This is a genomic window from Bradyrhizobium sp. LB11.1 (genome assembly GCF_040549385.1).
Lineage (GTDB): Bacteria > Pseudomonadota > Alphaproteobacteria > Rhizobiales > Xanthobacteraceae > Bradyrhizobium.
The window spans coordinates 303,796-329,536 of the sequence record NZ_JBEPTH010000006.1; the positions used below are offsets into that span (position 1 = coordinate 303,796).

The following is a 25,741-nucleotide window of genomic DNA, read 5'->3' on the forward strand; positions in this document are numbered from 1 at the left end:
GAATACCCTGGGGAAGCCCCTATTCTCGACGCACGAGCCGGTATAGGTTTGCGCTGCCGCGAGCGGCGGCGCCGGATTTCAGAACCGAACATCAGATCACGAGAGCCGACCGGAACCGGCGGATCTCCAAGGACCGGAATCGGATAGTGCACGCCTTTCGCCCGCTGCTTCGCAAATCCCTGTTCAACCTGTTCGCTGCGACCCTCGCAGTCGGTGCGCTGCTCGCACCGCGCATCGCAAATGCCGAAGCGCTGCTTCTGATCGAAGCCGACACCGGCAAGGTGCTCCAGGCGGACAACGCGACCGTTCCCTGGTATCCGGCCTCCGTCACCAAGATCATGACCGCCTATGTGACGCTGAAGGCGGTCAAGGACGGCAAGATCACGCTCGACACGATGCTGACGGTGTCACCGACCGCGGCCTCGCAGGCGCCATCGAAGATGGGCCTGCGTCCGGGAACGCAGCTCACCGTCGACAACGCGCTGAAGATGATGATGGTCAAGTCGGCGAACGACATGGCCGTGGTGCTGGCCGAAGGCGTCGGCGGCTCGATCGACGGCTTCTCCGTGATGATGAACGACACCGCGAAGAAGCTTGGCATGACGCAGACGAACTACGTCAATCCCAACGGCCTGCCCGCGGATGGACACGTCACCTCGGCGCGCGACCTCGGCATTCTCGCGCGCTCGTTCCTGCGCGACCTGCCGGAATACGAGTATTTCGTGCACATCCCGGCGATCCGCTTCGGCAAGCGCGTCACCGGCAATTTCAACAAGCTGATCGGCCGCTATCCCGGCGCCGACGGCTTCAAGACCGGCTTCATCTGCGCCTCCGGTTACAACCTCGTCGCATCCGCCACGCGCAACGGCCGCCGCCTGATCGCGGTGGTGCTCGGCGCCAATTCCGGCACCGCGCGCGCGGTGAAGGCGGCGCAATTGCTCGAGCGCGGCTTCAGCCAGGATAATCTGTCGTGGCTGCGTCCCTCGCTCGGCACCGTCGAGAACCTCGTGCCGGTCGACGCCTCGCCGCCGAACCTGCGCGAGGAGATGTGCGGCGGTCACCGCAAGCGACCGGCCAGCGACGACGACGACGCGCTGATCGCGACCAACAGCGGCGGCACGAGCGGTTCGGCCACCGGCGGCGAAGCCCAGGTGACCTTCTTCACAGCAGGCCTCCAGCCGCCGTTGATGAAGGCGTCCGAGCTGATGGCCTCGGCGCCGGCAGCCGCAGAGCCCGTGGTGGTCTATACCGGCCCGACCCGCACCGGCGCTGCCCTGGTCGCGGCGGTCGCAGCCGACTCCGACCAGCAGAACCCACCGAAGGCGCGTGGCAAGAAGTCGCGTATCGCCAAGAAACCCAATGCCGGCAGCGACACGAAAACTGCCGCGGCGAAACCGTCGGCCACCAAGCCAGACGCGGCTGCCAAGAGTGATACCAAGAGCGCGGCCAAGCCGGCGGCGAGCAAGCATGCCGCGGCCAAGCCCGATGCGGCGGCCAAGCCTGCGGAGAAGCCGATGGCGAGCGGCGATCGGGCTGCCAAGCCGGCCAAGCCCAAGGCGGCCACCAAGCCGAAACCGGCGCCCAACAACAGCTAGGTTAACACGCGAGTCCTGTTACGCTGCGCCCGCACTTCGCAACTGCGGCAGCCGTTCGCGACGATTCCAGTAGCCACTCTCCGGCCTTTGCCCTAAGCCTCGACCGCTTGCCAGCAGTTCCGGCAGGCTCGATACTGCCGGCAATGAGGCAAGCCCGAGACACAACGGGCTCTCGTGTAAGAGAGGGGAGTTTCCATGGAGCGCATCTGGCTCAAGCAATATCCGCCCGGCGTGCCCGCTGATATCGAGCCGACGCAATACGCATCGCTGGTCGACCTCCTCGAGGAGAGTTTTACGAAGTTCGCCGATCGCAAGGCGTTCATCTGCATGGATAAGGCGATCAGCTACCGCGACCTCGACCAGATGTCGCTGGCGCTCGCTGCTTATTTGCAGGGACGCGGCCTGCAGCGCGGCGCGCGCGTCGCGATCATGATGCCGAACGTGCTGCAATATCCGGTCGCCACCGCCGCGGTGCTGCGCGCTGGCTTTGCCGTGGTCAACGTCAACCCGCTCTACACCCCGCGCGAGCTCGAGCATCAGCTCAAGGATTCCGGCGCCGAAGCCGTCATCGTGCTGGAGAACTTTGCCCACACCGTCGAGCAGGTGATCGCGAAGACGCCGGTCAAGCACGTCATCGTCGCCAGCATGGGCGATCTGCTCGGCTTCAAGGGCGTGATCGTCAATCTCGTCGTCCGCCGCGTCAAGAAGATGGTGCCGGCCTGGTCGCTCCCCGGCGCAGTGTCGTTCAACGACGCGCTCTCGGCCGGCCGTGGCCAGACCTTCAACAAGCCGAAGCTGTCGCCCGGCGACGTCGCCTTCCTGCAATATACCGGCGGCACCACCGGCGTCTCCAAGGGCGCCACGCTGCTCCATCGCAATATCGTCGCCAACGTTTTGCAGAACGACGCATGGCTGCAGCCGGCGATGGCTGCGCCTCCCCATGTCGATCAGCTCATGATCGTCTGCGCGCTGCCGCTCTATCATATCTTCGCGCTGACGGCCTGCTATCTGCTCGCGGTGCGCGCCGGCGGCTGCAACCTCTTGATCCCGAACCCGCGCGACATCGCCGGCTTCGTCAAGGAGCTGGCAAAATACCAGGTCAACAGCTTCCCGGCCGTCAACACGCTCTACAACGGCTTGATGCATCATCCTGACTTCAAGAAGCTCGACTTCTCGAAGCTGAAGATCTCCAACGGCGGCGGCATGGCGGTGCAGCGCCCGGTGGCCGAGCAGTGGAAGGCCGTGACCGGTTGCTTCATCGCGGAGGGCTACGGCCTGTCGGAGACCTCGCCGACGCTGACCTGCAATCCCGCGACCACGACCGAATTCTCCGGCTCGATCGGCCTGCCCGTGTCCTCGACCTGGATCTCGATCCGCGACGACGACGGCAACGAAGTGCCGCTCGGCCAGCCCGGCGAGATTTGCGCCAAGGGCCCGCAAGTGATGTCGGGTTACTGGAACAGGCCGGAAGAGACCGCGAAGGTGATGACGGCGGACGGCTATTTCCGCACCGGCGACATCGGCGTGATGGACGAGAAGGGCTACAGCAAGATCGTGGACCGCAAGAAGGACATGATCCTGGTATCCGGCTTCAACGTCTATCCGAACGAGATCGAGGAAGTGATCGCGAGCCATCCGGGCGTGCTGGAATGCGCCGTGATCGGCGTTCCCGACAGCGGGTCCGGCGAAGCGGTGAAGGCCTTCGTGGTCAAGAAGGACCCGAACCTCGCGGCGGAGGACGTCATCAAGTTCTGCCGTGAGCAGCTCACCGGTTACAAGGTGCCCAAGCAGATCGAATTCCGTGCCGATCTGCCCAAGACCAATGTCGGCAAGATCCTGCGCCGCGAGCTGCGCGACGAGAAGAAGGCTCAGGCGGCATAAGGCCGCCTCTCAGGTTCATGACCGACATCGGCAACATGGCGCCGGCCGGCATTCTCGCGTTCTGGCGCGAGGCCGGCCGCGAGCGCTGGTACAAGCATAGCGACGCCTTCGACGCGGAGGTCAGGCACCGCTTTCTTCCGCTGTGGCAAAAGGCGGTCGACGGCGAACTCGCGTCATGGGAAGACAGCGACGACGGCGCGCTCGCGCTCGTCATCGTGCTCGACCAGTTTCCTCGCAACATCTTCCGAGGCACGCCGGAGGCTTTTGCCAGCGACGCGCTGGCGCGTGGTGCCGCCCGCCGCGCCATCGAAAGAGGCGCAGATCGCAGGATCGATCCTATCCTGCTCGAATTCCTCTACATGCCCTTCATGCATTCCGAGCACCTGACCGATCAGCTGCATTGCGTCGCGCTGTTTCAGAACACCGGCAATACCGAGAACCAGAAATACGCCCGGGAGCACGCCGACATCATCCAGCGGTTCGGCCGCTTCCCCCACCGCAACGGCCTGCTCGGCCGCGATACCACCGAGGACGAGCAGGCTTTCCTCGACGGCGGCGGTTTTGCGGGCTGATGACATAACAGTGAAGGGCCGCCGGCCCCTCAGCTTCCCTCGCCCGCAATGTTGTGCAGTCCCGCGCCACGGTCTAAAAAGCCCTACCGATTTTCAGGGAGACTGACGATGGCGATCCAGACTGGCGAAAAGCTGCCCGAGGCGAAATTCCGCGTGATGACGGCGGAAGGCCCACAAGTGAAGACCACCGACGATATCTTCAAGGGCAAGAAGGTGGCGCTGTTCGCGGTGCCCGGCGCCTACACCGGCACCTGCCACAAGATGCATCTGCCGAGCATCTTCCTCAACGCCTATGCCATGAAGGACAAGGGCGTCGACACCATCGCGATCGTCTCGGTCAACGACGCCTTCGTCATGAACGCCTGGAAGCGCGACACCGACCAGCGCGACGAGGCGATCTTCCTCGCCGACGGCAATGCCGATTTCGCCAAGGCGATCGGCATGGAGCTCGACGCCTCCGGCAACGGCCTCGGCATCCGCTCCAAGCGCTACTCGATGCTGGTCGAGGACGGCGTGGTCAAGAAGCTGAACCTGGAGGCGATGCCCGGCAAGGTCGAAGTGTCCGGCGGCGATACGCTGCTGGGGCAGCTGTAAGCTTAGCCGCGACGGAAGTGTCGTAGTGCCGTAGGGTGGGCAAAGGCGCGTCAGCGCCGTGCCCACCATCTTTCCCAGATTGAAAAAAGTGGTGGGCACGCTTCGCTTTGCCCACCCTACGAAACCGGGCGATGACGGCGGAGATTATGGAGTCGTCGCCGTCCTACTCCGGCATCCTTTGTTGCGTCCGCGCCATCGCGACGCCGTCGCGTGCCAATTGATCGGCGCGCTCGTTCTCGGGATGGCCGGCGTGACCCTTGACCCAGTGCCAGCGCACGTCATGCGCCTTCAGCGCGGCGTCGAGGCGCTGCCATAGCTCGACGTTCTTCACCGGCTTCTTGTCGGCGGTGCGCCAGCCATTGCGCTTCCAGCCGTGGATCCAGCCGGTGATGCCCTGCCGGACATACTGGCTGTCGGTGTAGAGATCGACGGTGCACGGCTTCTTCAGCGCTTCGAGCGCGGAGATCGCCGCCATCAATTCCATCTGATTGTTGGTGGTGTGGCGCTCGCCGCCGTTCAGCTCTTTTTCCTTGTCGCCGAACTTCAGGATCGCGCCCCACCCGCCGGGCCCGGGATTCCCCGAGCAGGCGCCGTCGGTATAGATCGTGACAGTGGGAAGCTCGCTCACGCAACCAGTCCTGACGGCATCAGCCCGTAATCGCGCGCGCTGGAAACGCTCTGGTGGAAGCGCAGCTTGCGAAAATACTCCAGCGGATCTTTCGGCTTGACCAGCGCACCGGGCGGCACGTTGAGCCAGTCGACCAGCCGCGTCAGCAGGAAGCGGATCGCAGCACCGCGCGCCAGCAGCGGCAGCGCAGCCTCTTCCGCCTCGGAGAGCTTTCGCACACGGCCGTAGGCGTTGAGGAAGGCGCGCGCCTTGGTGACGTTGAAGGAATGATCCGGCTCGAAACACCAGGCGTTGAGACAGATCGCGACGTCATAGGCCAGCATATCGTTGCAGGCGAAGGTGAAGTCGATGATCCCGGAGAGCTTGTCGCCGAGGAAGAAGACGTTGTCGTTGAAGAGATCGGCGTGGATCACGCCCTCAGGCAAATTGTTCGGCCAGACCCCGCCCGAGAGATAGTCGAGCTCGGCCGCAAGAAACGCGCGCAGGCCCGGCTGCACTTCATCGGCGCGGGCCGCCGCCGCATCGAACAACGGCCGCCAGCCCGCGACCGAGAGCGCGTTGGCACGCTTGACCGCAAAGTTGGCGCCAGCCAGATGCATCCGGGCGAGACCCTCGCCCACGCCGGCGCAATGAGCCGCGTTCGGCTTGCGCGGCCAGATCCCTTCGAGAAAGGTGATGATCGCGGCGGGCCGTCCCTGCAATCCGTGCAACGCCTCGCCGTCTTTCGCCTTCACCGGCAACGGGCAGCTGACGCCGTGCTCGGCAAGATGCGTCATCAGCGCGAGGAAGAACGGCAAATCGTTCTTCGCCACACGCTTCTCATAGAGCGTGAGGATGAACGAGCCCTTGGTGGTATGCAGCAGGAAGTTGGTGTTCTCGACGCCCTCGGCGATGCCCTTGTAGGAGAGCAGTTCGCCGAGATCGTATTGCTTCAGGAAATCCGCAAGCTCGTCGGCGGCAACGTCGGTGTAGACCGCCATAAAAGTCTACTCAGCGGCGGCTTCGGGGCGCACCTGACGCGGCAGCGGGAAGAACTCGTTTTCTTCCGCGGCCGAGACCGTCTCCACATGCAGCGTGTAGCGCTCGGCGAACGCGTCCATGATCTCCTCGACGATCACTTCCGGCGCGGACGCGCCCGCGGTGATGCCGAGGCTCGAGATGTTGCCGAACCTGGTCCAGTCGATGTCGGTGGCGCGCTGCGCCAGCACCGCAATTCCACAGCCCTCGCGCTCGGCGACCTCACGCAGGCGCTGCGAGTTCGACGAATTGGGGGCCCCAACGACAATGAGCGCGTCGACCACCGGCGCCACCTTCTTGACCGCGAGCTGGCGGTTGGTGGTGGCGTAGCAGATGTCTTCCTTGTGCGGCCCGTTGATGTTCGGGAAGCGCTCCTTGAGCAGCGCCACGATCTCCGCGGTGTCGTCGATCGACAGCGTGGTCTGGGTCACGAAGGCGAGGTTGTTGGGATCCTTCGGAGAGATGGTCTTGGCGTCCTCGGCGGTCTCGATCAGGGTCACGGCGCCGACCGGCAGCTGGCCGAGCGTGCCGACCACTTCGGGATGATGCGAGTGGCCGATCAGGAATATCTCGCGGCCGCGCTTGAAATGGATCGCGGCCTCGCGATGCACCTTGGTCACCAGCGGGCAGGTCGCATCGAGCGAGAACAAATTGCGGGACGTGGCGTCGGCCGGAACCGACTTCGGCACGCCATGAGCCGAAAACACCACAGGTGCGGTGGTGTTCGCCGGAATCTCCGCCAGCTCCTCGACGAAGATCGCGCCCTTCTTTTTCAACCCGTCGACGACATATTTGTTGTGCACAATCTCATGGCGAACATAGACGGGGGCGCCGTATTTATCGAGCGCCCGTTCCACGGTGTCGATCGCCCGGACCACCCCGGCGCAGAACCCGCGGGGAGAACAAAGCACGATCTTGAGGTCTGGTTTGGCTGACATTGAGCGATCTCGGGACCGAATCACCCAACGCCTTCTGGCGGGGGACGGTCGATGGGTGGAAAAGGGCCTGAAACGGTCTGTTTGGACTTTTATAGCGGCTTGAGAGGGAATTGGGCCCCCTTTCGGGCGCTGTCAAGGCACTATCTATAGCAGAACCATTGCGTGGCTACCCCCTCCGGGCTTATATAGCGCGAATTCCCTGTCATCGCTGATGACCACCGGTTTCGCCTCCAGAGGGGTGGGCGAAGCACAAAGGAGATTTGCCATGAGCAACGCACCTCTGATGCCCAAGGCGACCGCCGTCTGGCTGCTCGACAACACCGCGCTGACCTTCGACCAGGTCGCCGATTTCACCAAGATGCACCCCCTCGAGGTGCGGGCGATCGCCGACGGTGACGCCGCGCAGGGCATCAAGGGCAGTGACCCGATTTCCAACGGCCAGCTGACCCGCGAGGAAATCGAGAAGGGCGAGAACAACCCGGACTTCCGGCTCCGTCTCCAGGAGAGCAAGGTCATTTTGCCGCCCCAGCCAAAGCGCAAGGGCCCGCGCTACACGCCGGTGTCACGCCGCCACGAGCGCCCCAGCGCCATCCTCTGGCTGCTGCGCAGCCATCCGGAGCTCAAGGACGCCCAGGTCATGCGTCTGGTCGGCACCACCAAGAGCACGATTGCGAGCGTCCGCGACCGCACCCACTGGAACACGTCCCAACTGACTCCGATCGACCCGGTCACGCTCGGCCTCTGCTCGCAGATCGAGCTCGATTTCGAAGTGGCGCGCGCGGCGAAGGAGAAGCCGATCGACGCGGCCTATGGCGGCGCCACCCTGCTGCCGGCCTCCGAGACCACCAAGAAGGACGAATTCGAGCCGTCGGAGAAGTCGAGCGACGATCTCAACGTCGACGCCGTGTTCGCCAAGCTCAAGACCCTCGGCGGCAAGAAGCACGAGGAAGAGGAGGAGTAGTCCTCGCTCTTTCATTCATCATCTCAAGCAAACGCGGCGGGAAAAACCCGCCGCGTTTCTGTTTTTGGGAGCTCTATCTCGTCATTGCGAGCGCAGCGAAGCAATCCAGACTGTCACCGCGGAAGGATACTGGGTTGCTTCGCTGCGCTCGCAATGACGGAAGAAAGCGTCGCTCACGGCCGATCCGGATGGTTCAACATGTATTCGCCGAGATCGCGCTGACGGCGATCGGAGCGTGAGGTGGCGGCGTTGCGCTGCACGTCGCGGTCCTTGCGGCAGGCCACATAGTCGGGCGAGCCCGACGCGTAGCCGCGGCTCTGGCACACAGCGTCATCGTCGTCACCACCCAACGCGGTCGGCGTCTGGTAGCGCGCCGAGCAAGCGGAGAGAGCGAGGCCCGCAAACACAATCGCAACGAACGACTTCGACTTCATAGCGGGCCTTTCATCCTTCGCGACGCGCGCCAAGCGCGCTCCTCAGGATGAGGGTTGAGCGGAAAAATACGGCCACTTCAAGCCCCATGCCGGGTCGGAATTCACACCCTCCCCCTCAGCGCCTCGCCGATCTCGTCGAGCACCTTGGGGTCTTCTATGGTCGCCGGCATCGTCCAGGCTTCGCCGTCGGCGATCTTCTTGATGGTGCCGCGCAGGATCTTGCCCGAGCGGGTCTTGGGCAGGCGGCCGACGATGATCGCGAGCTTGAACGCGGCGACGGGACCGAGCCGGTCGCGCACCAGCGCGACGATCTCCTTCTCGATCTCGGCGGACGGCCGCTTCACGCCGGCTTTCAGCACCAGGAAGCCGCAGGGCACTTCGCCCTTGATCGCGTCCTTGACGCCGAGCACGGCGCATTCGGCGACGTCGGGGTGCGAAGCCAGTATCTCCTCCATGCCGCCGGTAGAGAGCCGATGGCCGGCGACGTTGATGATGTCGTCGGTGCGGCCCATCACGAAGACATAGCCGTCCTCGTCCTTGTAGCCGGCATCCGAGGTTTTGTAATAACCGGGGAATTCGGTGAGATAGGCCTCGCGAAAGCGATCATCCTGATTCCACAGCGTCGGCAGGCAAGCGGGTGGCATCGGCAGCTTGATGACGATCGAACCCATAATGTTGGGACCGACCGGCTTTGCCGCTTCGTCGACGACGTCGACCTGATAGCCCGGCATCGGCACCGTCGGCGAACCGTGCTTCACCGGCAGCATCCCCAGGCCGACCGGATTGCCCGCGATGCACCAGCCGGTTTCGGTTTGCCACCAATGATCGATCACCGGCACCTTCAGCTGCTGCTCTGCCCATTCCACCGTCGGCGGATCGGCGCGCTCGCCCGCGAGGAACAGCGTGCGGAATTTGGAGAGGTCATACTGCCGGATGAATTTTCCTTCCGGATCCTCTTTCCGGATGGCGCGGAACGCGGTCGGCGCAGTGAAGAAGGCGACCGCCTTGTGCTCGCTGATCACGCGCCAGAATGCGCCGGCATCGGGCGTGCCGACCGGCTTGCCCTCGTACATGATCGAGGTCGCGCCGTGCAGCAACGGGCCGTAGATGATATAGCTGTGGCCGACCACCCAGCCGATGTCGGAGCCGCACCACCAGACCTCGCCGGGCTTGACGCCATAGAGGTTGAACATCGACCATTTCACCGCGACCAGATGCCCGCCATTGTCGCGCACAACGCCCTTGGGAATACCGGTCGTACCTGACGTGTAGAGAATGTAGAGTGGATCAGTCGCGGCGACGGGCACGCATGCGGCCTTCTTGTCGTCGTTCATTGCCTTGCGGCGCAGGCTCGCCCAGTCATAGTCGCGCTTTGGCGCGAGGTCGCAGATCAGCTGCGGACGCTGCAGCACGATACAGGCCTTGGGCTTGGCGGTCGCGAGCTTGATCGCCTCATCGAGCAAGGGCTTGTACTGCACGATGCGGCCGGGCTCGACGCCGCAGCTCGCGGAGAGAATGAGTTTTGGTTGCGCATCGTCGATACGGGTCGCAAGCTCTTTTGCGGCAAAGCCGCCGAACACCACGGAATGCACCGCACCGATGCGCGCGCAGGCGAGCATCGCGACCACGGCTTCCGGCACCATCGGCATATAGAGGATGACGCGGTCGCCCTTGGCGACGCCAAAATCCCGCATGATGGCGGCGAGCGCCTGCACCTCGGCAAGCAACTCGGCATAGGTAAACTTCGTGACCGAGCTGGTCAGCGGCGAATCATGGATCAGCGCGACCTGGTCGCCGCGCCCGCGTTCGACATGGCGGTCGAGCGCGTTGTAGCAGGTGTTGACAACGCCGCCGGTGAACCAGCGGCCGTAGACTCCCTGGGTGGCATCGAAGATCTTTTTGGGCGGCTCGATCCAGTCGATCTCCTTCGCCGCCTCTGCCCAAAAGCCCGCAGGGTCGGCCAGCGAGCGCGCATGAACCTCGTGATAGATACTCTTCCCGTCGACGTTTCCCTGGACGTTCATTCCCGCGCTCCCGTTCCCTTTATTGGCCGGGCCTCGACCTGACGGCAGGCCGTCAGCCCCGCCATGACAGGGATCAAGTGCCGGCCACGTTTGACGGGTATTTTCCCGGGAATGGGCCGCGGTTCAAGCTGAAAAGGATGAGCCTTTTGGAGGAGAGGTGCACTTTGCGCGGCATCGGAGGCGCTCCCTCTCCCGCTTGCGGGAGAGGGACCGAGCCAGCCGAACGGCTTTAGTTCCTTCAGCGCCTCTCAGCCGTCCATGCCATGCAACCGCTGCAACCGATCCTGCATGACCTTCTTCAGATCGTAGCCGGGGCGGCGGAAGCTGGCGTCGCGGGTAGCGAGGAAATCGTGCTGGGATTTACGCAGGTCAGCGGCCGAGCGCCGGCTCATCGATTTCAGCACGCGGTCGTAGACCTCGGCGAGCTGGCGGTCGAGCATGCCAAGCTGCGGATCGGCGCAGATCACCTTCTCCACCTCGCGCTTGGCATCCGCGCAATCGAATGACGGGCCGTTGCCGGAGTTCGCAGCCAGCGGCTGCGGTGGCGCGGCGCCGAACTTCGCGATCTCCGCCATCATGGTGCGGCGGCCGTCCGCGGCGTTGGTGTTGCCGGGGTCGAGCCGCAGCGCCGTCTCGTAATCGGCCAGCGCCTTCTTGCGGTCGCCCATCTTGGAATAAAGCACGGCGCGGTTGTTGTAGGTCTTCGCGAAATTCGGATCGAGCTTCAGCGCGTCATTGTAGTCACTGAGCGCCGCGCCGAACTCGCCCTTGAACTGGTAGGAATCACCACGGTTGGTGAAGAAGTTCGGCCGCGGGGCCAGTCGCAGCGCCTGGTCGTAATCAGCGATCGCCTTGTCGTAGTCTTTCATCGCGGCATAGGAGAGCCCGCGATTGTCGTAATATTCCGGCACTTTCGGATCGAGCCTGATCGCCTCGCTGTCGTCGGTAATCGACTTGTCGAGTTGGCCGAGCTTCTTGTAGGCAGCGCCGCGGTTGGTATAGCTGCGCGGCCGGTTCGGATCGAGCCGCAGCGCTTCGCTGAGATCGCTCACCGCCTTGTCGTTGTCGCCGTTGAGATAGTAGGTCGCGCCGCGGTCGGACCAGGCTTGCGCATAATCCGGCTTCAGCTTGATCGCCTGGTCGTAGTCGGCGATCGCACGATCGAGCCGGCGCTGGTTGGTGTAGGCGACGCCGCGCAGCTCATACGCCTCTGGATCCTGCGGATCGAGCTCGATCGCCTTGCTGAGATCGGCCGTGGCGCGATTGAGATCACCGCCCGCCTCTCGCAACAGATCGCCGCGCAAGCGCCAGGTGCGCGCGTTCTTGCCGTCGAGCGCGATGGCGCGGTCGATATCCCGCAGCGCCTGGGTGAGCCCGCCGGAGGTCCGCGCGTTCGCATCGGCCCGAACCAGCAGCGCCGCGACCCGATCTGAACCCGGATTCGAAGTCTGGTCGATGATGGCGCTGCACGCCGAGATGATGTCAGCCGGCGCGGCCTTGCTCCCCATCACGCAATCGGCGGCCGATGCCGGGGCGGCGAGGACAAGGCTCATCGCGGCGCTGAGGAAGAAGATTCTTGCAAGCGGGAACATTTGCGCGGAAGGACGCGTGCCGCACATTGGGAAGGCTCCGTGACATCGGGTTCTCTCCGTTGTCGCGGCGGCAGGGGAGCGGGTTCAAATGGGGCCGATCGTAAGGGCCGAAGACTGCCTCGCTCCCTCGCCCCGTTCTTACGGGAAGAGGGCGGGGTGGGGGGCGGCTTCCGCATCGACAGTGGCAGTTGGATTCGCGGTGAGGTTAAGAACCTCAATACCCGTCCACCCCATTCAGCCGTTGCAGCCGCTCCTGCATCGCCTTCTTCAAATCATACCCCGGGCGGCCAAACCCGGCATTCCGGCGGGCGATGAAATCATCCTGCTCGCGCTGGAGTTTCCTGGCCTCCCCCTCGTTCCGCGCCTCGCGCAGCACGCGCGCATTGGCTGCATAAACCTCGCGGTCGAGGTCGGAGAGTTCGTGATTTCCGCAGATCGCCTTCTCGACCGGGCGGCGGGCGCTCGCGCAATTGAAGCTGGGCTTGCCGGCGACCGCCATCTGCGCACCGATCCGCTCGAGTTCGCGGGCCATCGCCTTGTGATTGGCCTTGGCCTTTTCGTGGTTCGGATCGATCCGGAGCGCGGCGCCGAAATCCTGCACGGCCTTGGGCTTGTCGCCCTTCTTCAGCCAAAGCTCGCCACGGGCGTTGAAGACATCGGCAAGCGTGGGATCGAGCAGCACGGCGCGGCTATCGTCGGCGATGGCGCGGTCAGTCTGGTCATGACGCGCATAAAGCGCACCGCGCGCGATCAGCGCCTTGATCAGATCTGGCTTTGCGGTCTTCTCGTTGTCGATGACGGCGGCACAGGCCGGGGCAGCTTTGTCCACGTCATCGGCTGCGGCAGCAGCCAGGCATGCCGCGACGTCGACCTGCGCGACGGCGGCCGGCTCGCCCCCTGTCGCGGCCTGGGCCGCACCGAGCGAAAGCGCCGAGAGCACCACGGCTCCTGACAATTGAATGAGTTTCTGAAAACGCATGTTCGTCGCAGCCGGAAAGTCTTGTCTTAGGGTCTTGCCTCAGAGCCGCACTATCCATCATACGGCTGGATTGGTGCTAGCTTGTAGCGCCGCTCAAATCGGTTTCGGGGAACGTCGTGTCGACATTCGAATGGATCATCGTGCTTCTGCTCGGCGCCGTTGCATTATCGGCGCTGGCGCGGCGGATCAAGGTCCCCTACCCGACCTTTCTCGCGATCGGCGGCGCGCTGATCGCGTTCGTGCCAAACAGCCCGTCCTGGACGCTCGAACCCGATCTGGCATTGGCGCTTTTTGTCGCACCGGTGCTGATGGACGCCGCCTTCGACACCTCGCTGCGCGATCTCCGCAACAATTGGGTTCCGGTCTCAACCCTGGTCGTGGCGGCGGTCGGCCTGACCACGGTCGGCGTGGCCTTCGTCGCGCACCGGCTGATGCCGGACATGCCCTGGGCCGCCGCCATCGCACTCGGCGCCATCGTGGCACCGCCGGATGCCGCAGCCGCGGTTGCGATCCTGAGCCAGGTCAAGCTCCCCTACCGCATGGTGAAAGTGCTGGAAGGCGAGAGCCTGCTCAACGACGCCAGCTCGCTGCTGATCTATCGCATTGCGGTCGGCGCGGTCGTGATGGAGCACCTCAAGTGGAGCGAGGTTGCGCCAACGATCGCCCTCGGGCTCGTCGGCAGCGTGCTTGCCGGCTTTCTGGCGGGGCGCATCATCCCGCTGTTCCTGGAACGCGTGAGGCAAGTGCCGAGTGCGATCATCGTGCAATTCGCCACCACCTTCATGGTCTGGATTGGGGCCGAGCATCTCGGCCTCTCCGGCATCCTCACCATCGTCGTCTACGCCATCACTATCGCGCGCACGGCAGGGGCACGCATGCCGGCACGGCTGCGGGTGCCATCCTACGCGGTGTGGGAGACGATGGTGTTCGTGCTCAACGTGCTCGCCTTCATGCTGATCGGCATGCAGATGCGGCCGATCTGGACGAAGTTGGACGCGGACGTGCGCTGGGAATATTGCATGGCCGCGGCCTGGATCCTGCTCACGGTGGTCCTCGTACGGCTGCTCTGGATCACATTCTACCGCACGACGCTGCGCGTTCTGATCGCACACGGGATCTATCATCCGAAGGATCCGAAGCAAGTTGCTTCGTCCAAGGGCGGCCTCATCATCTCCTGGTGCGGCATGCGCGGCCTGGTCACGCTTGCGACCGCCTTCGCGCTGCCGGAAAACTTCCCCTATCGTGACTTCATCGTGTTCATTGCCTTTGCTGTCGTGCTGGGCTCGCTGGTGATCCAGGGCCTGACCTTGCGGCCGCTGATCCTGGCGTTCGGCCTCAAGGACGACGATCCTGTCGGCATCGAGGTCGCGCGCGCCCGCGCCATCGCCTATCGCGCCGCGCTCGATGCGATCGAGGACGATCCGTCAGAGGAGGCCGAAATCCTCAGGCTCGAATATCGCGCCCTCCTGATGCAGGCCGACGACGATCCGCACGGTGGCATAGCCAACGGCGAACTGCCCGCCGATCCCTTACGCCGCCGCGCCATCGAAGCCGCGCGCAAATCGATCTTCGGCCTGCGCGCCACCGAAGTGATCGGCGACGACGCATTTCACCGGGTTGAGGAAGAGCTGGATCGCGCAGAATTGAGCGCGGGGGGATAGATCCGCAAACAGCAGAGTGTGAGGCGACGCCTACGCCCCCGCCTTGCACGTGATCCCGCCGTCCACCACGAGCTCGATTCCCGTCACATATTTCGATTCGTCCGACGCCAGAAACAGCGCGGCGTTGGCGACGTCGAAGGCGTCACCCATGTGGCCCATCGGCACCTGCGCGTCGCGGGCACGCCACATCGCCTCGACGTCGCCCTTGGCGTAGCTCGCGGCAAGACCTGCCGAATGCTCCACCATCGGCGTTTTCATCAGGCCGGGCAGGATCGCGTTCACCCGCACATGGTGACGCGCGAACTCGATCGCGGTGGTGCGGGTCATCTGGTTCATCGCCGCCTTTGAGGTGCCGTAGGTGACATACGAGATGCCCATGTGACGGATCGAGGCGATCGAGGAGATGTTGATGATCGAGCCGCCGCCCTGCTGAGCCATCACGGGAATGACGTGCTTCATGGCGAAATAGGCGCTCTTGAGGTTGACGGAGAAGACGCGGTCCCAGCTTTCCTCGGTGACCTCGACCACGCTGCCCATCTCGGCGATGCCGACATTGTTGTCGAGCACGTCGATGCGGCCATAAGCGCTGAGGCACGCCGCGACCATCGCCTCGATCTCAGCTGCACGCGAAACATCAGCTGTGAACGCGATCGCCTTGCCGCCTTCGCCGGTGATGATCTTCGCGGTCTCCTCGGCGGCGGCGCCGTTGCGATCGACGCAAAACACCTGCGCGCCCTCGCGCGCAAAAGTCACCGCGGTCGCTTTGCCGTTACCCCAGCCGGGTCCGATCGAGCCGGCACCCACCACCATCGCAACCTTGCCCTTGAGCCGGTCCATCGCGTGTCTCCCGTGTTGTTGTTCTTCTTGTAGCCCGGATGGAGCGCAGCGTAATCCGGGGACAGTGGTCCCGGATTGCGCTGCGCTCCATCCGGGCTACGGATCGTTGCAAGCCTTCATCTTGGTGACGTTAGCACCGATGGGATGGCCGACAATCTCCGAAAGCGTCCGGCAGGTCCCGTCATGGCATAGCCGCCATTCACCGGCCGCGCCGGAATTGCCGAGCACGACCTCGGGCATCGGCGCGCGGTTCGGCTGCCATTGAAACCAGCCATCGACGAGCCGTGCCTCGGGCGGCGGCTCCATGCCGGGGCCGGTGCCCTTGACGCGGGCCTGCACCAGCTCGAGGCCCGCCGGCGTGACGCGCCAGTCTTCCTGCCAGTCGACCTTCGCGATCGAATGCGTCCACACCAGCGTGAACGCGGATAGTGCCAGCGCCTTCACCCCGCCGGCTGTGGCGAAGCAGAGGCTCACACCGCCTCGACCACGGCCGGCGGGCGCTGCCGCCATTGCCACAGCACGATCGCGGCCGAGAGCACGAAGCCCGCGGTGTCGCTGAACGGGAAGTCGCCGAGCAGGCACATCGCTGCGCCGAGCGCAACAACACGTTCGAGCAGCGTCATCCGGGTAAACAGGAAGCCGATCGCGACCATGCCGAACAGCGCAATCGCCACCAACGCCTTGAAGGTCGCGAGCGCTACCGCGCCGTAGAAGCCGAGCGTGGCCGCCGTGGGATCGCCGGCCTGCAGCATCAGCGCCGGCGAATAGACGAAGATGAAGGGGATGACGTAGCCGGCGAGAGCGATACGCATCGCTTCCCAACCGATCTTGTCCGGATTTTCCTTCGCGATTGGAGCTGCCGCCAGCGCTGCGAGCGCGACCGGCGGCGAGAGGTCGGCCATGATGCCGTAATAGAACGCGAACATGTGGCTCGCGATCAGGGGCACGCCGAGTTTCGCCAGCGCCGGTGCTGCGAGCGCGGCCGTGATGATATAGGTCGGGATGGTCGGGATGCCGGTGCCGAGCAGGATCGACAACAGCATGGTCATGATCAGCGCCAGGAACAGGCTCTTCTCGCCGAGCCCGATCACCCAGCTGCCGAAAATGGTGCCGACGCCGGTCTGCGACATCATGCCGATGATGACGCCCACGATGGCACAGGCCATGCCGACGGTGATCGCGGATTTTGCACTCTCGGCAAGCGAGTCACGGCACTCGCGCAAGGCTTTGAGACCACCACGGATGAAAGCGGTGATCACGATCAGCGCGACGACGACGCCTGCAACCGGCACGATCTGAAGGCCGTCATGCGACAGCGCGGCAACGACGAGCGCAAGGCCAATCCAGAAGATGTAGCGGATCAGCATCGAGGAGGCGCCGGCTGTGATGCTGGCCCCGAGGATCAGCGTCACGGTGAGCGCGAGGCCCATGCTGCCGGCATAGAGCGGGGTAAAGCCTTCGAACAGCATGTAGACCAGCGCGGCAAGCGGCAGCACGAGGTACCAGCGCGTCACCAGCGCCTTCCAGGCGCTCGGAATTTCCGAGCGCTTCATGCCGACGAGGCCGTGCTTGCCGGCTTCGAGATGCACCATCCAGAACGCCGAGGCGAAATAGAGCATCGCAGGGATCGCGGCCGCCTTGACGATCTCCGAGTATTGGACGCCGAGCGTCTCGGCCATGATGAAGGCGACCGCGCCCATCACCGGCGGCATGATCTGGCCGCCCATCGAGGCGGTGGCCTCGACGCCCGCGGCAAACGCGCGGCGGTAGCCGAACCTGATCATCAGGGGAATTGTGAACTGGCCGACGGTGACGACGTTGGCGACGCCGGAGCCGGAGATCGTGCCCATCATGCCCGAGGCAAACACGGCGACCTTCGCCGGGCCGCCGCGGGTGCGGCCGAACAGGCCAAGCGAGACGTCGGTGAAGAGCTGGATCATGCCGGCGCGCTCCAGGAACGAGCCGAACAGGATGAACAGGAAGATGTAGGTCGCCGAGACGTAGATCGGCACGCCGTAAAAGCCCTCGGTGCCGTAGGACAGGTGAGTGATGATCTGGTCGAAATCATAGCCGCGATGGTTGAGCGGCGACGGCAGATATTGTCCGAAGAACCAGTAGACGAGACACGCGCCGCACATCAGCGGCAGTGCCGCACCCATCAGACGCCGCGTGCCCTCGAAGATCAGCACCGCGAGCAGCGTGCCGACCGCAAGGTCGAGCCTGGTCGGATCGCCGTCGCGCGCGATCAGATCGGCGTAGAATATCCATTGATAGAGGCCACAGAAGAAGCCGGCCGCGCCGATCGCCCAGCCGAGCGCGCGGCCAAAATTGCTCTTCGCGGTGAAGTTGGCGATCAGGCCGAAGGTGAGCAGGACCAGGAAGCCGACATGGACGCCGCGCACCACCTGGCTCGGCAGATAGTTGAACGCAGCGACATAGAGCTGGAAGGTCGCAAACGCGATGCCGATCCAGTAGGCGAGCATGCCCCACCAGCCCGGACCAAAGCCTTCCGGAAAACCATGCTCGAAATTGTCGAATTCAACCTTGATGGGCGCCGCGTCGGCGCCCCCTGCCTTTTCCAGCATTCTAAACTCGTCCTCAGCCGTCCAGCGCTCATAGCTTGGCACGGTCTGCCCGCGCCGTCATGCCCGGGCTTGTCCCGGGCACCTGCGAAACTTCCATGCATGGCCGGAGAACGTGGATGGCAGGGACATCTGCGCGAAGACGCGCTTCGCGCTGATGCCCGGCCATGACGTCCTGCAGCCAGAGCTGCCCCTACTTGATCAGGCCTTTTTCCTTGTAATAGCGGATCGCGCCGGGATGCAGCGGGATCGGGCTGCCGGTGGCTGCCGTCTCGAGCTTGATCTCCCTGCCCGCCGCATGGGCGTTGGCGAGCTCCGGAAGCGATTCATAGACCAACTTGGTCATCTGATAGGCGAGATCGTCGGAGACAGCCGTGCTCGTCACGAGATAATTGATGACAGCCGCGGTCGGAACGTCCTTGTCCTGGCCGGCATAGGTGTTGGCCGGGATCACCGCCGAGACGAAGGGCGGGCCGATCTTGTCGACGGTTTCCTTCGGCACGGCCACCACCGTAATGGGGGCCGAGGTCGAGAGGTCCTTCAGCGAGGCGACACCGAGGCCGGCCGACTGAAGCGTGGCGCCGAGCTGGCGGTTCTTCATAAGGTCGACGGATTCGGCGAACGGGAGGTACTCCACCTTGCCGAGGTCCTTGTAGGTCATGCCGGCGGCAGCCAGGATCGCGCGCGAGTTCAGCTCCGTGCCCGACTTCGGCGCGCCGACCGAGAGGCTCTTGCCCTTGAGGTCGGCGAGCGTCTTGATGCCGCTCTCGGCAGTCGCGACGATCTGAATGTAGTTCGGATAGATCGCACCGATCGTGCGCAGCTTATCCAGCTTGGTCTTGAAGCCGGCCTCCTCGTCGCCTTCCCAGGCGGCTTTCAGCGAGTCACCCAGCGTGAACGCCAGCTCGCCGCGGCCCTGCTGCAGCAGAATGAGATTTTCGACCGACGCCTTGGTGGCCTGCACCTGCGTCTTCACGTTCGGAATCTTGTCGCCGTAGATCTTCCCGATCGCGACGCCGAGCGGATAGTAGACGCCGGAGGTGCCGCCGGTCAGCACGTTGATGAAGGATTCCGCATGCGCGCAAGGTGCCGACGTCGCCAGAGCAAAAGCCGCGGCCACGCCGAAAATCGTCCGTTTCATGGTTGTTATTCTCCCCAAACCGGCGGGGAAATTGGCCGGATGAGGGGTGCGGGTCAACCCATCCAAAAGGCACAACAGGGCTGCGGAAGCCCCTGTTTTAGCTGGCTTTTGATGGAACCCGGCGGGTGCGGCGACGTGGCGCAGCCAGATTGCTGGCGTGCGCCTCGCCGTCGTAGAAAGCCGTCACCGGCAAGTCGTCACTGGCAAGCCGTCACTGGAACGTCATGTCCAGGCACTTGGAGATGTCGGAGCCGAGGCCGGAGGAGATGGTGATGCAGCCGCGGATCTTCTGCGCGGTCATGTCGGCGGCCCAGATCGAGTAGCCGCCGGGCCCGAAGAACGAGTTGGTGTTCGGCGGCTCGGTCTCGGTCGCGTCGAAATCGTATTTGCCGTCAGCCTCGAAGATGCGCGGCTTCTTGGTGCAGCCGCCGTCGGTCTGGACGTTGATGACTTCCTTGTTGTCGCGGGTCAGCGCCAGCGAGACCTGGCAGCGGAAATATTCCGAGGTCTTGCTATTGAAGAGATAGGTGTAGGACTTGCAGGTCGCGGTGTTGAGCTTGCCCGGGGCAAGGCCGCGGCTGCACGAAATCCGCTGGTTGTGGCTGAGCTGGTAATCATCTGCCCGGGCGGCCGGCGCGAGCGCCGTCAGCGACAACACAGCAGCCCAGCAGAATTTAATGACATGGCGCATTCGAATCATCCCCACCAATATCTTTGTCGTGTTGCGTTCTAGACTGAAAGCGGAACATAGTCGCGAGGGGACGAAGGGAAAATCACAAACTGCTGGGCAAGACGTGATGCGCTGCGGCGTCATCGCGGGTTGACCCGGAAGCGCCGTTCGTGATTTGTTCAAGCGGGCACCCCCAACGACGGGGAGGATGGATCGATGGCATTTACAATCAAGACATTTGCAATTGCGGTCGCGCTTTGCGCGCTCGCTGCTCCCGCATTCGCGCAAAACGCGGCAACGCCGTGGGAGATCAAGCCGGACACCGGCTATGCCTATGACAAGGGAGGCAAGACCTTCTCCTACAAGATGGGCACCAGCAATGCCGGCGAGCTGCTGAAGGGTGCCAAGAAGGTACCCAAAGGCACGCTGTTTTTCATCGGCCAGAACGGCCAGCTCTACATGCGCAGCGGTCAGTATCTGGAAGGCGACGGCAAGTTCAAGTTCGGGGCGGATCAGTAAGGCGCTGACGGTGCGCTCCCTCGCCCCGTTCTTACGGGGAGAGGATTGGGGTGAGGGGCCTCTCTCCGCGTGTAAGATTTTGTCGAGGGACCTGTACCCCCTCACCCGGATTGCATCTTCGATGCAATCCGACCTCTCCCCGCAAGCGGGGCGAGGTAAAGAGGCAGCTCGAACACCGTCCTAAAACGCCGCCGCCAGCTCCCTTGCGCCGGCATTGTTGCTGTTGCTGTCCATCCGCGTATCCGTTACCGCGAGCAGCTTCGCTACCGTGTTGTGGCGGATCGCGACCGGGTTGCGCTCGTAGCCGCCGCGCTGGAAGAAGTTCGAGGTCGGCACCTGCTCGCGCATCGCCTGCGGCATCGTCACCATGTCGAGGCCGGTGCCGTCGCCGGTGAGATTCATCATCTCGAGCTCTGCCGCAGTGAGCGGACGGGTGTAGCCCTTGGCGCGGGCGAACAGCACCGACGTCAGCAGCTTGTGGGTCTGCAGCATCGGTCCGATGTCGATGTCCAGCACCATCGCATGCATGGCCCAGCCCTGCGCGGTGTCGCCGATCTTCTCATGCTCCGACCAGGAGTCCGGCACCGACTTCGCACGCGCCACCATTTTCTTCAGAACGCTGAGCTTGTGCTCGAGCGATTGGCGCGCCGGCCCTGAGGTGCGCGCCACCTTGTCGGAAAGTGCGCGGATGAACTCATGGCCCTGCTCGGCCAGCAGCTCGACGCTGTTGGTGGTGAGCAGCTGGTTGTAGCCCATCGCGGTCGAGATCGCGCGCTTGCCGCCGTGCTCGATGCCCGCCTGCACATCGTAATTGCCGGTGCCGCCGGTCTCGAACGAATAGACCCGCACCGCCTGCTCGCGCGTCAGTCCGGAAGCGAGCGCGTAGCGCGCATAGACCCGCTTGAACTCGACCTCGCTCGACGGCCGCTGCGGCGTGAATTGATAAAGATCCTGCGCGGCGCGCACGAGATCAGACGCCACTGGAAGCGGCTTGCGCGTGGGGCGCTCCGGCGTTTCTTCCGGCTCGGGGTTCACCGGCCGCTTCGGTCCGTTATAGAGCGGCGCCTGCTCCAGCACGTAATCGTCGAGCGTGATCTGCTGGCCGCTGCGCCGCTTGGCGTTGCGGCCGCGCCGCTTTTCCGTGACCTGGCCCCAATAGGCGCTGGCCTCGGCGTCGAAGGCGCCGCGGATCTGCTGATATTCGGCCAGCTTGCGGCGATATTCGAGTACGGCCGGCGACGCGCCCCCGCCTTGCGCGAAAAACTGCGACAGGAGCTGGGCGTTGGCATTGCTGACGGCGGGCGGCAGCGCGTCGGACTCGCCGCCACGCGCGGTGGGGACGAGCAGGACGAGCGCGAGTGGAACCAGCGCCAGATGTGTTCGAATCGAATGATGCATGCCGCCCTCTTAGCAGGCATCCGGTAACCGTCACGTTAACGCGCCGTTTACCATCACTATTTCCAGGCGAACACCGGCTGTTCCAAGTCGGTGACGCGGGTCTGCCGCCCCGCCAGCACCTCGCGGAACTGATAAATCAAGGCCGCCGTCGGCGCGTGAATCAGGCTCATCTGGTGATGGAAGCGGATGACGCGACGGCTGCTTTCGGGGATCGCGGTGAAGTCGAAGGCGTCGTCGCGCTCGATCGTATCGAGCGCGATGCGATGGACGGAGGCGACCTCGTCCGGGTTCGGCACGATGGAGTCATTGTTCGAGGCCCAGACCACGACAGGCGTGATCAGATAGCCGGAGCGCGTCGGATAATCGTCGAGCAGGCCGAGCACGGCGTCGGACGGAAGCCCGAGCGCGAGCTCCTCGTCGAGCTCGCGCAGCGCCGCCTGCACCGGCGTCTCGCCGGCATCGCAGCGTCCACCCGGCAACGCCCATTGGCCGCGATGCGCGCGCAGGTGTGAAGCACGCTTGGTCAGCAGAAACGCAGTGTCGTCGCCGTCATTGGATGCGGTCAGCGCGAGCACCACCGCGGCGCGCTTCAGCGCCGACGGCTCGGCCGCATCAGGCAGCCGTGCGAATGCCGCGCAGGCCTCCGCGATATTCCGTCTGGTGGCATCGCCGAAAGCTCTCATGATGCTTGACTACACCAGGACTGCGCTCGATGAAACGAGGAGAGATCAAGCGTTGCAAGGATGGACGGAGCGATGACCAGCAAGACCGCCGCAAAGCTCAAATCAGACGGCTGGACCATCCTGGAAACCACGGGCTTCATGCACCTGGTCGGCCCCTTGTGGGAGCGCAAGGTCGACGGCCAGTACGAATTCGCGCTCGCGACCGACGACAAGCACCACAACCGCCGCGGCATGGTCCAGGGCGGCGTGATGATGACCTTCGCGGACCGCACCTGCGGCATGACCGCCCGCTATGTCTCCGGCAAGGAGTACATGGCCACGGTGCAGCTCGACACGCATTTTGTGGAAGCGGGCAAGATCGGCGACATCCTGATCTCCCGCCCCCGCGTTGTGCGCTCGACGCGCAGCCTGATTTTCATGAGTACGGAGGTCAGCGTGGACAACCGCTGCGTGGTGATGGCGAACGGCGTGTTCAAGATTCTGAAGGGACCGGAGTAGCTGTACGCCGTCAGGCTGCCACCTCCCTCTCCTCGTCATTGCGAGGAGCCCTCGCGACGAAGCAATCCAGAATCGTTCCGCGGACGCAGTTCTGGATTGCTTCGCTGCGCTCGCAATGACGGGAGTAGCTGGCTATGCTGCTCCCAACCGAAGCCTTGAGGAAACAGCCCATGCAATACCGCCAACTCGGCCGCAGCGGCCTGAAAGTGTCGCCGATCTGTTTGGGCACCATGATGTTCGGCGGCCCGACGGATGAGGCGGCATCAACGCGGATCATTGCCAGGGCACATGAGGCCGGCATCAATTTCATCGACACCGCGGATGCCTATTCGAAAGGCGGCTCGGAGGAGGTCGTGGGGCGCGCGATCGGCAACAACCGCCACGCCTGGGTGCTCGCCACCAAGCTCGCCAATCCCATGAACACTGGGACGGGCAACGATCCCAATCGCGTCGGCCTGTCGCGGCGCTGGGTGTTGCAGGCGGCCGAGGAGAGCCTGAAGCGGCTCGGCACCGACCACATCGACATCTACTATCTGCACAAGGAAGACCATGCGACACCGCTCGAGGAGACGGTGCGCGCGATGGGCGATCTGATCCGCGCCGGCAAGATCCGCTATTTCGGCGTCTCCAACTACCGCGCCTGGCGCGTCGCCGAGATCTGCAACATCTGCGACCGGCTCGGCATCGACCGTCCGGTGGCGAGCCAGCCTTATTACAACGCGATGAATCGCATGCCCGAGGTCGAGCACTTTCCCGCCTGCTCCTATTACGGCCTCGGCATCGTGCCCTATAGCCCACTGGCGCGCGGCGTGCTCACCGGCAAGTACAAGCCCGATGCGGCTCCAGACAAGGAGACGCGCGCGGGCCGCAACGACACCCGCATGATGCAGACCGAGTGGCGGCCGGAATCGCTGCAGCTTGCACAGGAGATCAGGACGCACGCCGAGAAGAACGGCATCACCGCCGGCCAGTTCGCGGTCGCCTGGGTGCTCAACTCCTCCTTCGTCTCCTCCATCGTTGCGGGCCCGCGCACCGAGGAGCAGTGGGACGGTTACATCCGCGCGCTCGACTACCGCTTCACCGCGGACGACGAGGCGCTGATCGACCGCCTGGTCGTGCCCGGCCATCCCTCGACGCCAGGCTACAATGACCCGGCCTATCCGATCGAGGGACGCCGCGCGCGGACGGCTTGAACTCCGGAGACGACGATGGCGCATGAAGACCGCTACGGCCTGCCGCTCTCCACCATCTCCGATCAGGCCGCGTCCGCCTATCGCGAAGGCGTCGATCTCATGCTCGCCGGCTGGACCGGTACGGCGGAAGCGCTGGAGCGCGCGATTGCGGCCGATCCGGATTTTGCGCTGGCCCATATCGCCCGTGCCCGCGTCCATGCGTTCTACCAGCAAAGCGAACTTGCGCGGCAGAAGGCGGCGCTCGCGCGCGAGATCGTCGCCAAACGCGGCACCGAGCGCGAGCGCTCCCATGTCGAGACGCTGGCGCTTGCGATCGAGGGACGCGGGCCCGACGCGATTGCGGCCATGCTGAAACACGTCCAGAGCTGGCCGCGCGATGCCGTGGTGCTATCGCTGCCCCTCGGCGCGTTCGGCCTGTTCGCCTTCTCCGGCATGACTGATCACGACCGCGCGCGGCATGAGCTCTGCGAACGCGTCGCACATCACTACGGCGAGGACTGGTGGTTCCTCACCATGTCCGGCTGGGCGATGACCGAGAATGGCGACGTCACCCGCGGCCGTGCCGTCACCGAGCGCGGCTTCAATTTGCGCCGGGCCAATGCCCACGCCGCGCATGCCGTGTTGCACGCGATGTTCGAGGACGGCTCGATCGAGGACGCCGACCGTCTCGTCGACGCGTGGATTCCGACTTATGACCGCGCCGGCATCCTGCACGGCCATATCCTCTGGCACCAGGCGCTCGGCGCGCTCGAGCACGGCGATGCGGCCCGCGCCCTCGCAATCCATGCCGACGTGCTGCAGCCCTCCGCCACGCAGGCGCCGCCACTCAATGTCATTACTGACAGCGCCTCGCTACTCTGGCGCCTTTCGGCCTATGGCCATGCCGTGCCAAGGGCGCTCTGGGTCGAGGCTGACGCCATTGCGCAAAAACTGTTCCCGAAACCGGGCCTGCCCTTCGCCGACGTCCACATGGCGCTGCTTGCGGCCGCGACGCAAAATCAGGAGGCACTCGCCGCGCGCCTTGCCGTGATCGAGCAGCGGCTCAGCGAGGGCAAGCTGCCGGCCGGCCCCGTGGTGCCCGCGATCTGCCGCGCGCTCGCGGCCTTCGCGGACGAGAATTACACAGCTTGCGTGCGCGAGCTCGCGCCTGTCCTCAGCGAGGTCGTGCGCATCGGTGGCAGCCACGCCCAGCGCGAGTTGATCGAGGACACTTTCCTCGTCGCCCTGATGCGCGGCGGTGAGCTGCCGCGCGCCCGCAGCCTTCTCGACGCCCGCCTGCACCGCCGCCCGTCCTTGCGCGATACGCGCTGGCAGGCGGCGATGGGCTAGTTCTGCCACGAAAAA

Annotated in this window: 24 protein-coding genes; 10 read left to right on the forward strand and 14 right to left on the reverse strand. The window is 64.4% G+C overall.

The genetic code is table 11. From position 1 onward, the window contains the following. The first annotated feature begins 146 nt into the window (after positions 1-146). The 4 genes from ABIA96_RS18495 (at position 147) to ABIA96_RS18510 (ending at position 4,642) form a co-directional block, all read left to right on the forward strand. Positions 147-1,595 (forward strand): D-alanyl-D-alanine carboxypeptidase family protein, encoded by a 1,449-nt coding sequence (locus ABIA96_RS18495; protein ID WP_354138464.1) that lies wholly within the window; start codon positions 147-149, stop codon positions 1,593-1,595. Between the two features lie 195 nt (positions 1,596-1,790). Further along, positions 1,791-3,476, forward strand: a complete 1,686-nt coding sequence (locus ABIA96_RS18500; protein WP_354138465.1) for a long-chain fatty acid--CoA ligase — start codon at positions 1,791-1,793, stop codon at positions 3,474-3,476. A gap of 17 nt (positions 3,477-3,493) precedes the next feature. Continuing rightward, positions 3,494-4,048: a DUF924 family protein gene (locus ABIA96_RS18505; RefSeq protein ID WP_354138466.1), complete on the forward strand. Its 555-nt coding sequence runs from the start codon at positions 3,494-3,496 to the stop codon at positions 4,046-4,048. Positions 4,049-4,156: 108 nt separating this feature from the next. Then, positions 4,157-4,642 carry a peroxiredoxin gene (locus ABIA96_RS18510; RefSeq protein ID WP_247504057.1) on the forward strand — a complete coding sequence of 162 codons (486 nt, stop codon included), beginning with the start codon at positions 4,157-4,159 and terminating at the stop codon, positions 4,640-4,642. Between the two features lie 163 nt (positions 4,643-4,805). On the opposite strand, the gene rnhA is transcribed toward ABIA96_RS18510, so the two are convergent. The 3 genes from rnhA to ispH are packed head-to-tail and all read right to left on the reverse strand — an operon-like array spanning position 4,806 to position 7,225. Further along, on the reverse strand, positions 4,806-5,270 hold the full coding sequence (gene rnhA / locus ABIA96_RS18515) for a ribonuclease HI (RefSeq protein WP_354138467.1): 465 nt from the start codon (positions 5,268-5,270) through the stop codon (positions 4,806-4,808). Beyond that, a complete protein-coding gene (locus ABIA96_RS18520; RefSeq protein ID WP_354138468.1) occupies positions 5,267-6,250 on the reverse strand; it encodes a homoserine kinase in 984 nt (327 codons plus the stop codon). Before ABIA96_RS18520 ends, rnhA begins: the two co-directional genes overlap by 4 nt. Positions 6,251-6,256: 6 nt before the next feature. Beyond that, complete coding sequence (gene ispH / locus ABIA96_RS18525; RefSeq protein ID WP_354138469.1) at positions 6,257-7,225, reverse strand: 4-hydroxy-3-methylbut-2-enyl diphosphate reductase; 969 nt, start codon at positions 7,223-7,225, stop codon at positions 6,257-6,259. A 265-nt stretch (positions 7,226-7,490) separates the two neighbouring features. Here ispH and ABIA96_RS18530 point away from each other — a divergent pair, with 265 nt between their 5' ends. Beyond that, positions 7,491-8,186, forward strand: a complete 696-nt coding sequence (locus ABIA96_RS18530; RefSeq protein WP_354138470.1) for a DUF1013 domain-containing protein — start codon at positions 7,491-7,493, stop codon at positions 8,184-8,186. Positions 8,187-8,359: 173 nt separating this feature from the next. Here the strand turns inward: ABIA96_RS18530 and ABIA96_RS18535 are convergent, their stop codons facing one another. The 4 genes from ABIA96_RS18535 to ABIA96_RS18550 form a co-directional block, all read right to left on the reverse strand. After that, on the reverse strand, positions 8,360-8,620 hold the full coding sequence (locus ABIA96_RS18535; protein ID WP_354138471.1) for a hypothetical protein: 261 nt from the start codon (positions 8,618-8,620) through the stop codon (positions 8,360-8,362). A gap of 101 nt (positions 8,621-8,721) precedes the next feature. Beyond that, the gene (locus ABIA96_RS18540; protein WP_354138472.1) at positions 8,722-10,644 is read right to left on the reverse strand and encodes a propionyl-CoA synthetase; all 1,923 of its coding nucleotides are present in this window, start codon (positions 10,642-10,644) and stop codon (positions 8,722-8,724) included. A gap of 248 nt (positions 10,645-10,892) precedes the next feature. Further along, on the reverse strand, positions 10,893-12,263 hold the full coding sequence (locus ABIA96_RS18545) for a tetratricopeptide repeat protein (RefSeq protein WP_354138473.1): 1,371 nt from the start codon (positions 12,261-12,263) through the stop codon (positions 10,893-10,895). Between the two features lie 187 nt (positions 12,264-12,450). Beyond that, positions 12,451-13,215, reverse strand: coding sequence for a tetratricopeptide repeat protein (locus ABIA96_RS18550; protein WP_354138474.1), 765 nt, complete (start codon positions 13,213-13,215; stop codon positions 12,451-12,453). A 116-nt stretch (positions 13,216-13,331) separates the two neighbouring features. Here ABIA96_RS18550 and ABIA96_RS18555 point away from each other — a divergent pair, with 116 nt between their 5' ends. After that, entirely contained in the window at positions 13,332-14,876 is a 1,545-nt protein-coding gene (locus ABIA96_RS18555) for a cation:proton antiporter (protein ID WP_354138475.1), read from the forward strand. A 30-nt stretch (positions 14,877-14,906) separates the two neighbouring features. On the opposite strand, the gene ABIA96_RS18560 is transcribed toward ABIA96_RS18555, so the two are convergent. The 5 genes from ABIA96_RS18560 to ABIA96_RS18580 form a co-directional block, all read right to left on the reverse strand. Continuing rightward, positions 14,907-15,713, reverse strand: coding sequence for an SDR family NAD(P)-dependent oxidoreductase (locus ABIA96_RS18560; protein WP_354138476.1), 807 nt, complete (start codon positions 15,711-15,713; stop codon positions 14,907-14,909). Positions 15,714-15,809: 96 nt separating this feature from the next. Continuing rightward, on the reverse strand, positions 15,810-16,223 hold the full coding sequence (locus ABIA96_RS18565) for a DUF1850 domain-containing protein (RefSeq protein ID WP_354138477.1): 414 nt from the start codon (positions 16,221-16,223) through the stop codon (positions 15,810-15,812). Beyond that, positions 16,184-18,298 (reverse strand): TRAP transporter permease, encoded by a 2,115-nt coding sequence (locus ABIA96_RS18570; protein ID WP_354138478.1) that lies wholly within the window; start codon positions 18,296-18,298, stop codon positions 16,184-16,186. Before ABIA96_RS18570 ends, ABIA96_RS18565 begins: the two co-directional genes overlap by 40 nt. Positions 18,299-18,488: 190 nt before the next feature. Then, complete coding sequence (locus tag ABIA96_RS18575; protein WP_354138479.1) at positions 18,489-19,436, reverse strand: TAXI family TRAP transporter solute-binding subunit; 948 nt, start codon at positions 19,434-19,436, stop codon at positions 18,489-18,491. Between the two features lie 211 nt (positions 19,437-19,647). Beyond that, entirely contained in the window at positions 19,648-20,127 is a 480-nt protein-coding gene (locus ABIA96_RS18580) for a hypothetical protein (RefSeq protein ID WP_354138480.1), read from the reverse strand. A 195-nt stretch (positions 20,128-20,322) separates the two neighbouring features. Between ABIA96_RS18580 and ABIA96_RS18585 the strand changes: the two genes are divergently transcribed. After that, complete coding sequence (locus ABIA96_RS18585; protein WP_354138481.1) at positions 20,323-20,625, forward strand: hypothetical protein; 303 nt, start codon at positions 20,323-20,325, stop codon at positions 20,623-20,625. Between the two features lie 180 nt (positions 20,626-20,805). Here the strand turns inward: ABIA96_RS18585 and ABIA96_RS18590 are convergent, their stop codons facing one another. Both ABIA96_RS18590 and ABIA96_RS18595 read right to left on the reverse strand, forming a co-directional pair. Next, a complete protein-coding gene (locus ABIA96_RS18590; protein WP_354138482.1) occupies positions 20,806-22,023 on the reverse strand; it encodes a hypothetical protein in 1,218 nt (405 codons plus the stop codon). Positions 22,024-22,079: 56 nt separating this feature from the next. After that, positions 22,080-22,709 carry an NUDIX hydrolase gene (locus tag ABIA96_RS18595; protein ID WP_502918833.1) on the reverse strand — a complete coding sequence of 210 codons (630 nt, stop codon included), beginning with the start codon at positions 22,707-22,709 and terminating at the stop codon, positions 22,080-22,082. A gap of 69 nt (positions 22,710-22,778) precedes the next feature. Between ABIA96_RS18595 and ABIA96_RS18600 the strand changes: the two genes are divergently transcribed. The 3 genes from ABIA96_RS18600 (at position 22,779) to ABIA96_RS18610 (ending at position 25,726) form a co-directional block, all read left to right on the forward strand. Continuing rightward, a complete protein-coding gene (locus ABIA96_RS18600; protein WP_354138484.1) occupies positions 22,779-23,204 on the forward strand; it encodes a PaaI family thioesterase in 426 nt (141 codons plus the stop codon). Between the two features lie 170 nt (positions 23,205-23,374). Beyond that, positions 23,375-24,397, forward strand: coding sequence for an aldo/keto reductase (locus tag ABIA96_RS18605; protein ID WP_354138485.1), 1,023 nt, complete (start codon positions 23,375-23,377; stop codon positions 24,395-24,397). 15 nt (positions 24,398-24,412) lie between these two features. Continuing rightward, positions 24,413-25,726 carry a tetratricopeptide repeat protein gene (locus ABIA96_RS18610; protein WP_354138486.1) on the forward strand — a complete coding sequence of 438 codons (1,314 nt, stop codon included), beginning with the start codon at positions 24,413-24,415 and terminating at the stop codon, positions 25,724-25,726. The last annotated feature ends 15 nt before the right edge of the window (positions 25,727-25,741 follow it).

Excerpts from the sequence above, each read along its gene's own strand:
- ABIA96_RS18560 (WP_354138476.1), bottom strand. The coding sequence starts at position 15,713 with ATGGACCGGCTCAAGGGCAAGGTTGCGATGGTGGTGGGTGCCGGCTCG.
- ABIA96_RS18550 (WP_354138474.1), bottom strand. The coding sequence starts at position 13,215 with ATGCGTTTTCAGAAACTCATTCAATTGTCAGGAGCCGTGGTGCTCTCG.
- ABIA96_RS18535 (WP_354138471.1), bottom strand. The coding sequence starts at position 8,620 with ATGAAGTCGAAGTCGTTCGTTGCGATTGTGTTTGCGGGCCTCGCTCTC.
- ABIA96_RS18610 (WP_354138486.1), top strand. The coding sequence starts at position 24,413 with ATGGCGCATGAAGACCGCTACGGCCTGCCGCTCTCCACCATCTCCGAT.
- ABIA96_RS18575 (WP_354138479.1), bottom strand. The coding sequence starts at position 19,436 with ATGAAACGGACGATTTTCGGCGTGGCCGCGGCTTTTGCTCTGGCGACG.
- ABIA96_RS18565 (WP_354138477.1), bottom strand. The coding sequence starts at position 16,223 with ATGGCGGCAGCGCCCGCCGGCCGTGGTCGAGGCGGTGTGAGCCTCTGC.
- ABIA96_RS18545 (WP_354138473.1), bottom strand. The coding sequence starts at position 12,263 with ATGTGCGGCACGCGTCCTTCCGCGCAAATGTTCCCGCTTGCAAGAATC.
- ABIA96_RS18570 (WP_354138478.1), bottom strand. The coding sequence starts at position 18,298 with ATGCTGGAAAAGGCAGGGGGCGCCGACGCGGCGCCCATCAAGGTTGAA.
- ABIA96_RS18505 (WP_354138466.1), top strand. The coding sequence starts at position 3,494 with ATGACCGACATCGGCAACATGGCGCCGGCCGGCATTCTCGCGTTCTGG.
- ABIA96_RS18530 (WP_354138470.1), top strand. The coding sequence starts at position 7,491 with ATGAGCAACGCACCTCTGATGCCCAAGGCGACCGCCGTCTGGCTGCTC.
- ABIA96_RS18500 (WP_354138465.1), top strand. The coding sequence starts at position 1,791 with ATGGAGCGCATCTGGCTCAAGCAATATCCGCCCGGCGTGCCCGCTGAT.
- ABIA96_RS18600 (WP_354138484.1), top strand. The coding sequence starts at position 22,779 with ATGACCAGCAAGACCGCCGCAAAGCTCAAATCAGACGGCTGGACCATC.
- ABIA96_RS18590 (WP_354138482.1), bottom strand. The coding sequence starts at position 22,023 with ATGCATCATTCGATTCGAACACATCTGGCGCTGGTTCCACTCGCGCTC.
- ispH (WP_354138469.1), bottom strand. The coding sequence starts at position 7,225 with ATGTCAGCCAAACCAGACCTCAAGATCGTGCTTTGTTCTCCCCGCGGG.
- ABIA96_RS18520 (WP_354138468.1), bottom strand. The coding sequence starts at position 6,250 with ATGGCGGTCTACACCGACGTTGCCGCCGACGAGCTTGCGGATTTCCTG.
- ABIA96_RS18510 (WP_247504057.1), top strand. The coding sequence starts at position 4,157 with ATGGCGATCCAGACTGGCGAAAAGCTGCCCGAGGCGAAATTCCGCGTG.
- ABIA96_RS18540 (WP_354138472.1), bottom strand. The coding sequence starts at position 10,644 with ATGAACGTCCAGGGAAACGTCGACGGGAAGAGTATCTATCACGAGGTT.
- ABIA96_RS18585 (WP_354138481.1), top strand. The coding sequence starts at position 20,323 with ATGGCATTTACAATCAAGACATTTGCAATTGCGGTCGCGCTTTGCGCG.
- ABIA96_RS18605 (WP_354138485.1), top strand. The coding sequence starts at position 23,375 with ATGCAATACCGCCAACTCGGCCGCAGCGGCCTGAAAGTGTCGCCGATC.
- ABIA96_RS18580 (WP_354138480.1), bottom strand. The coding sequence starts at position 20,127 with ATGCGCCATGTCATTAAATTCTGCTGGGCTGCTGTGTTGTCGCTGACG.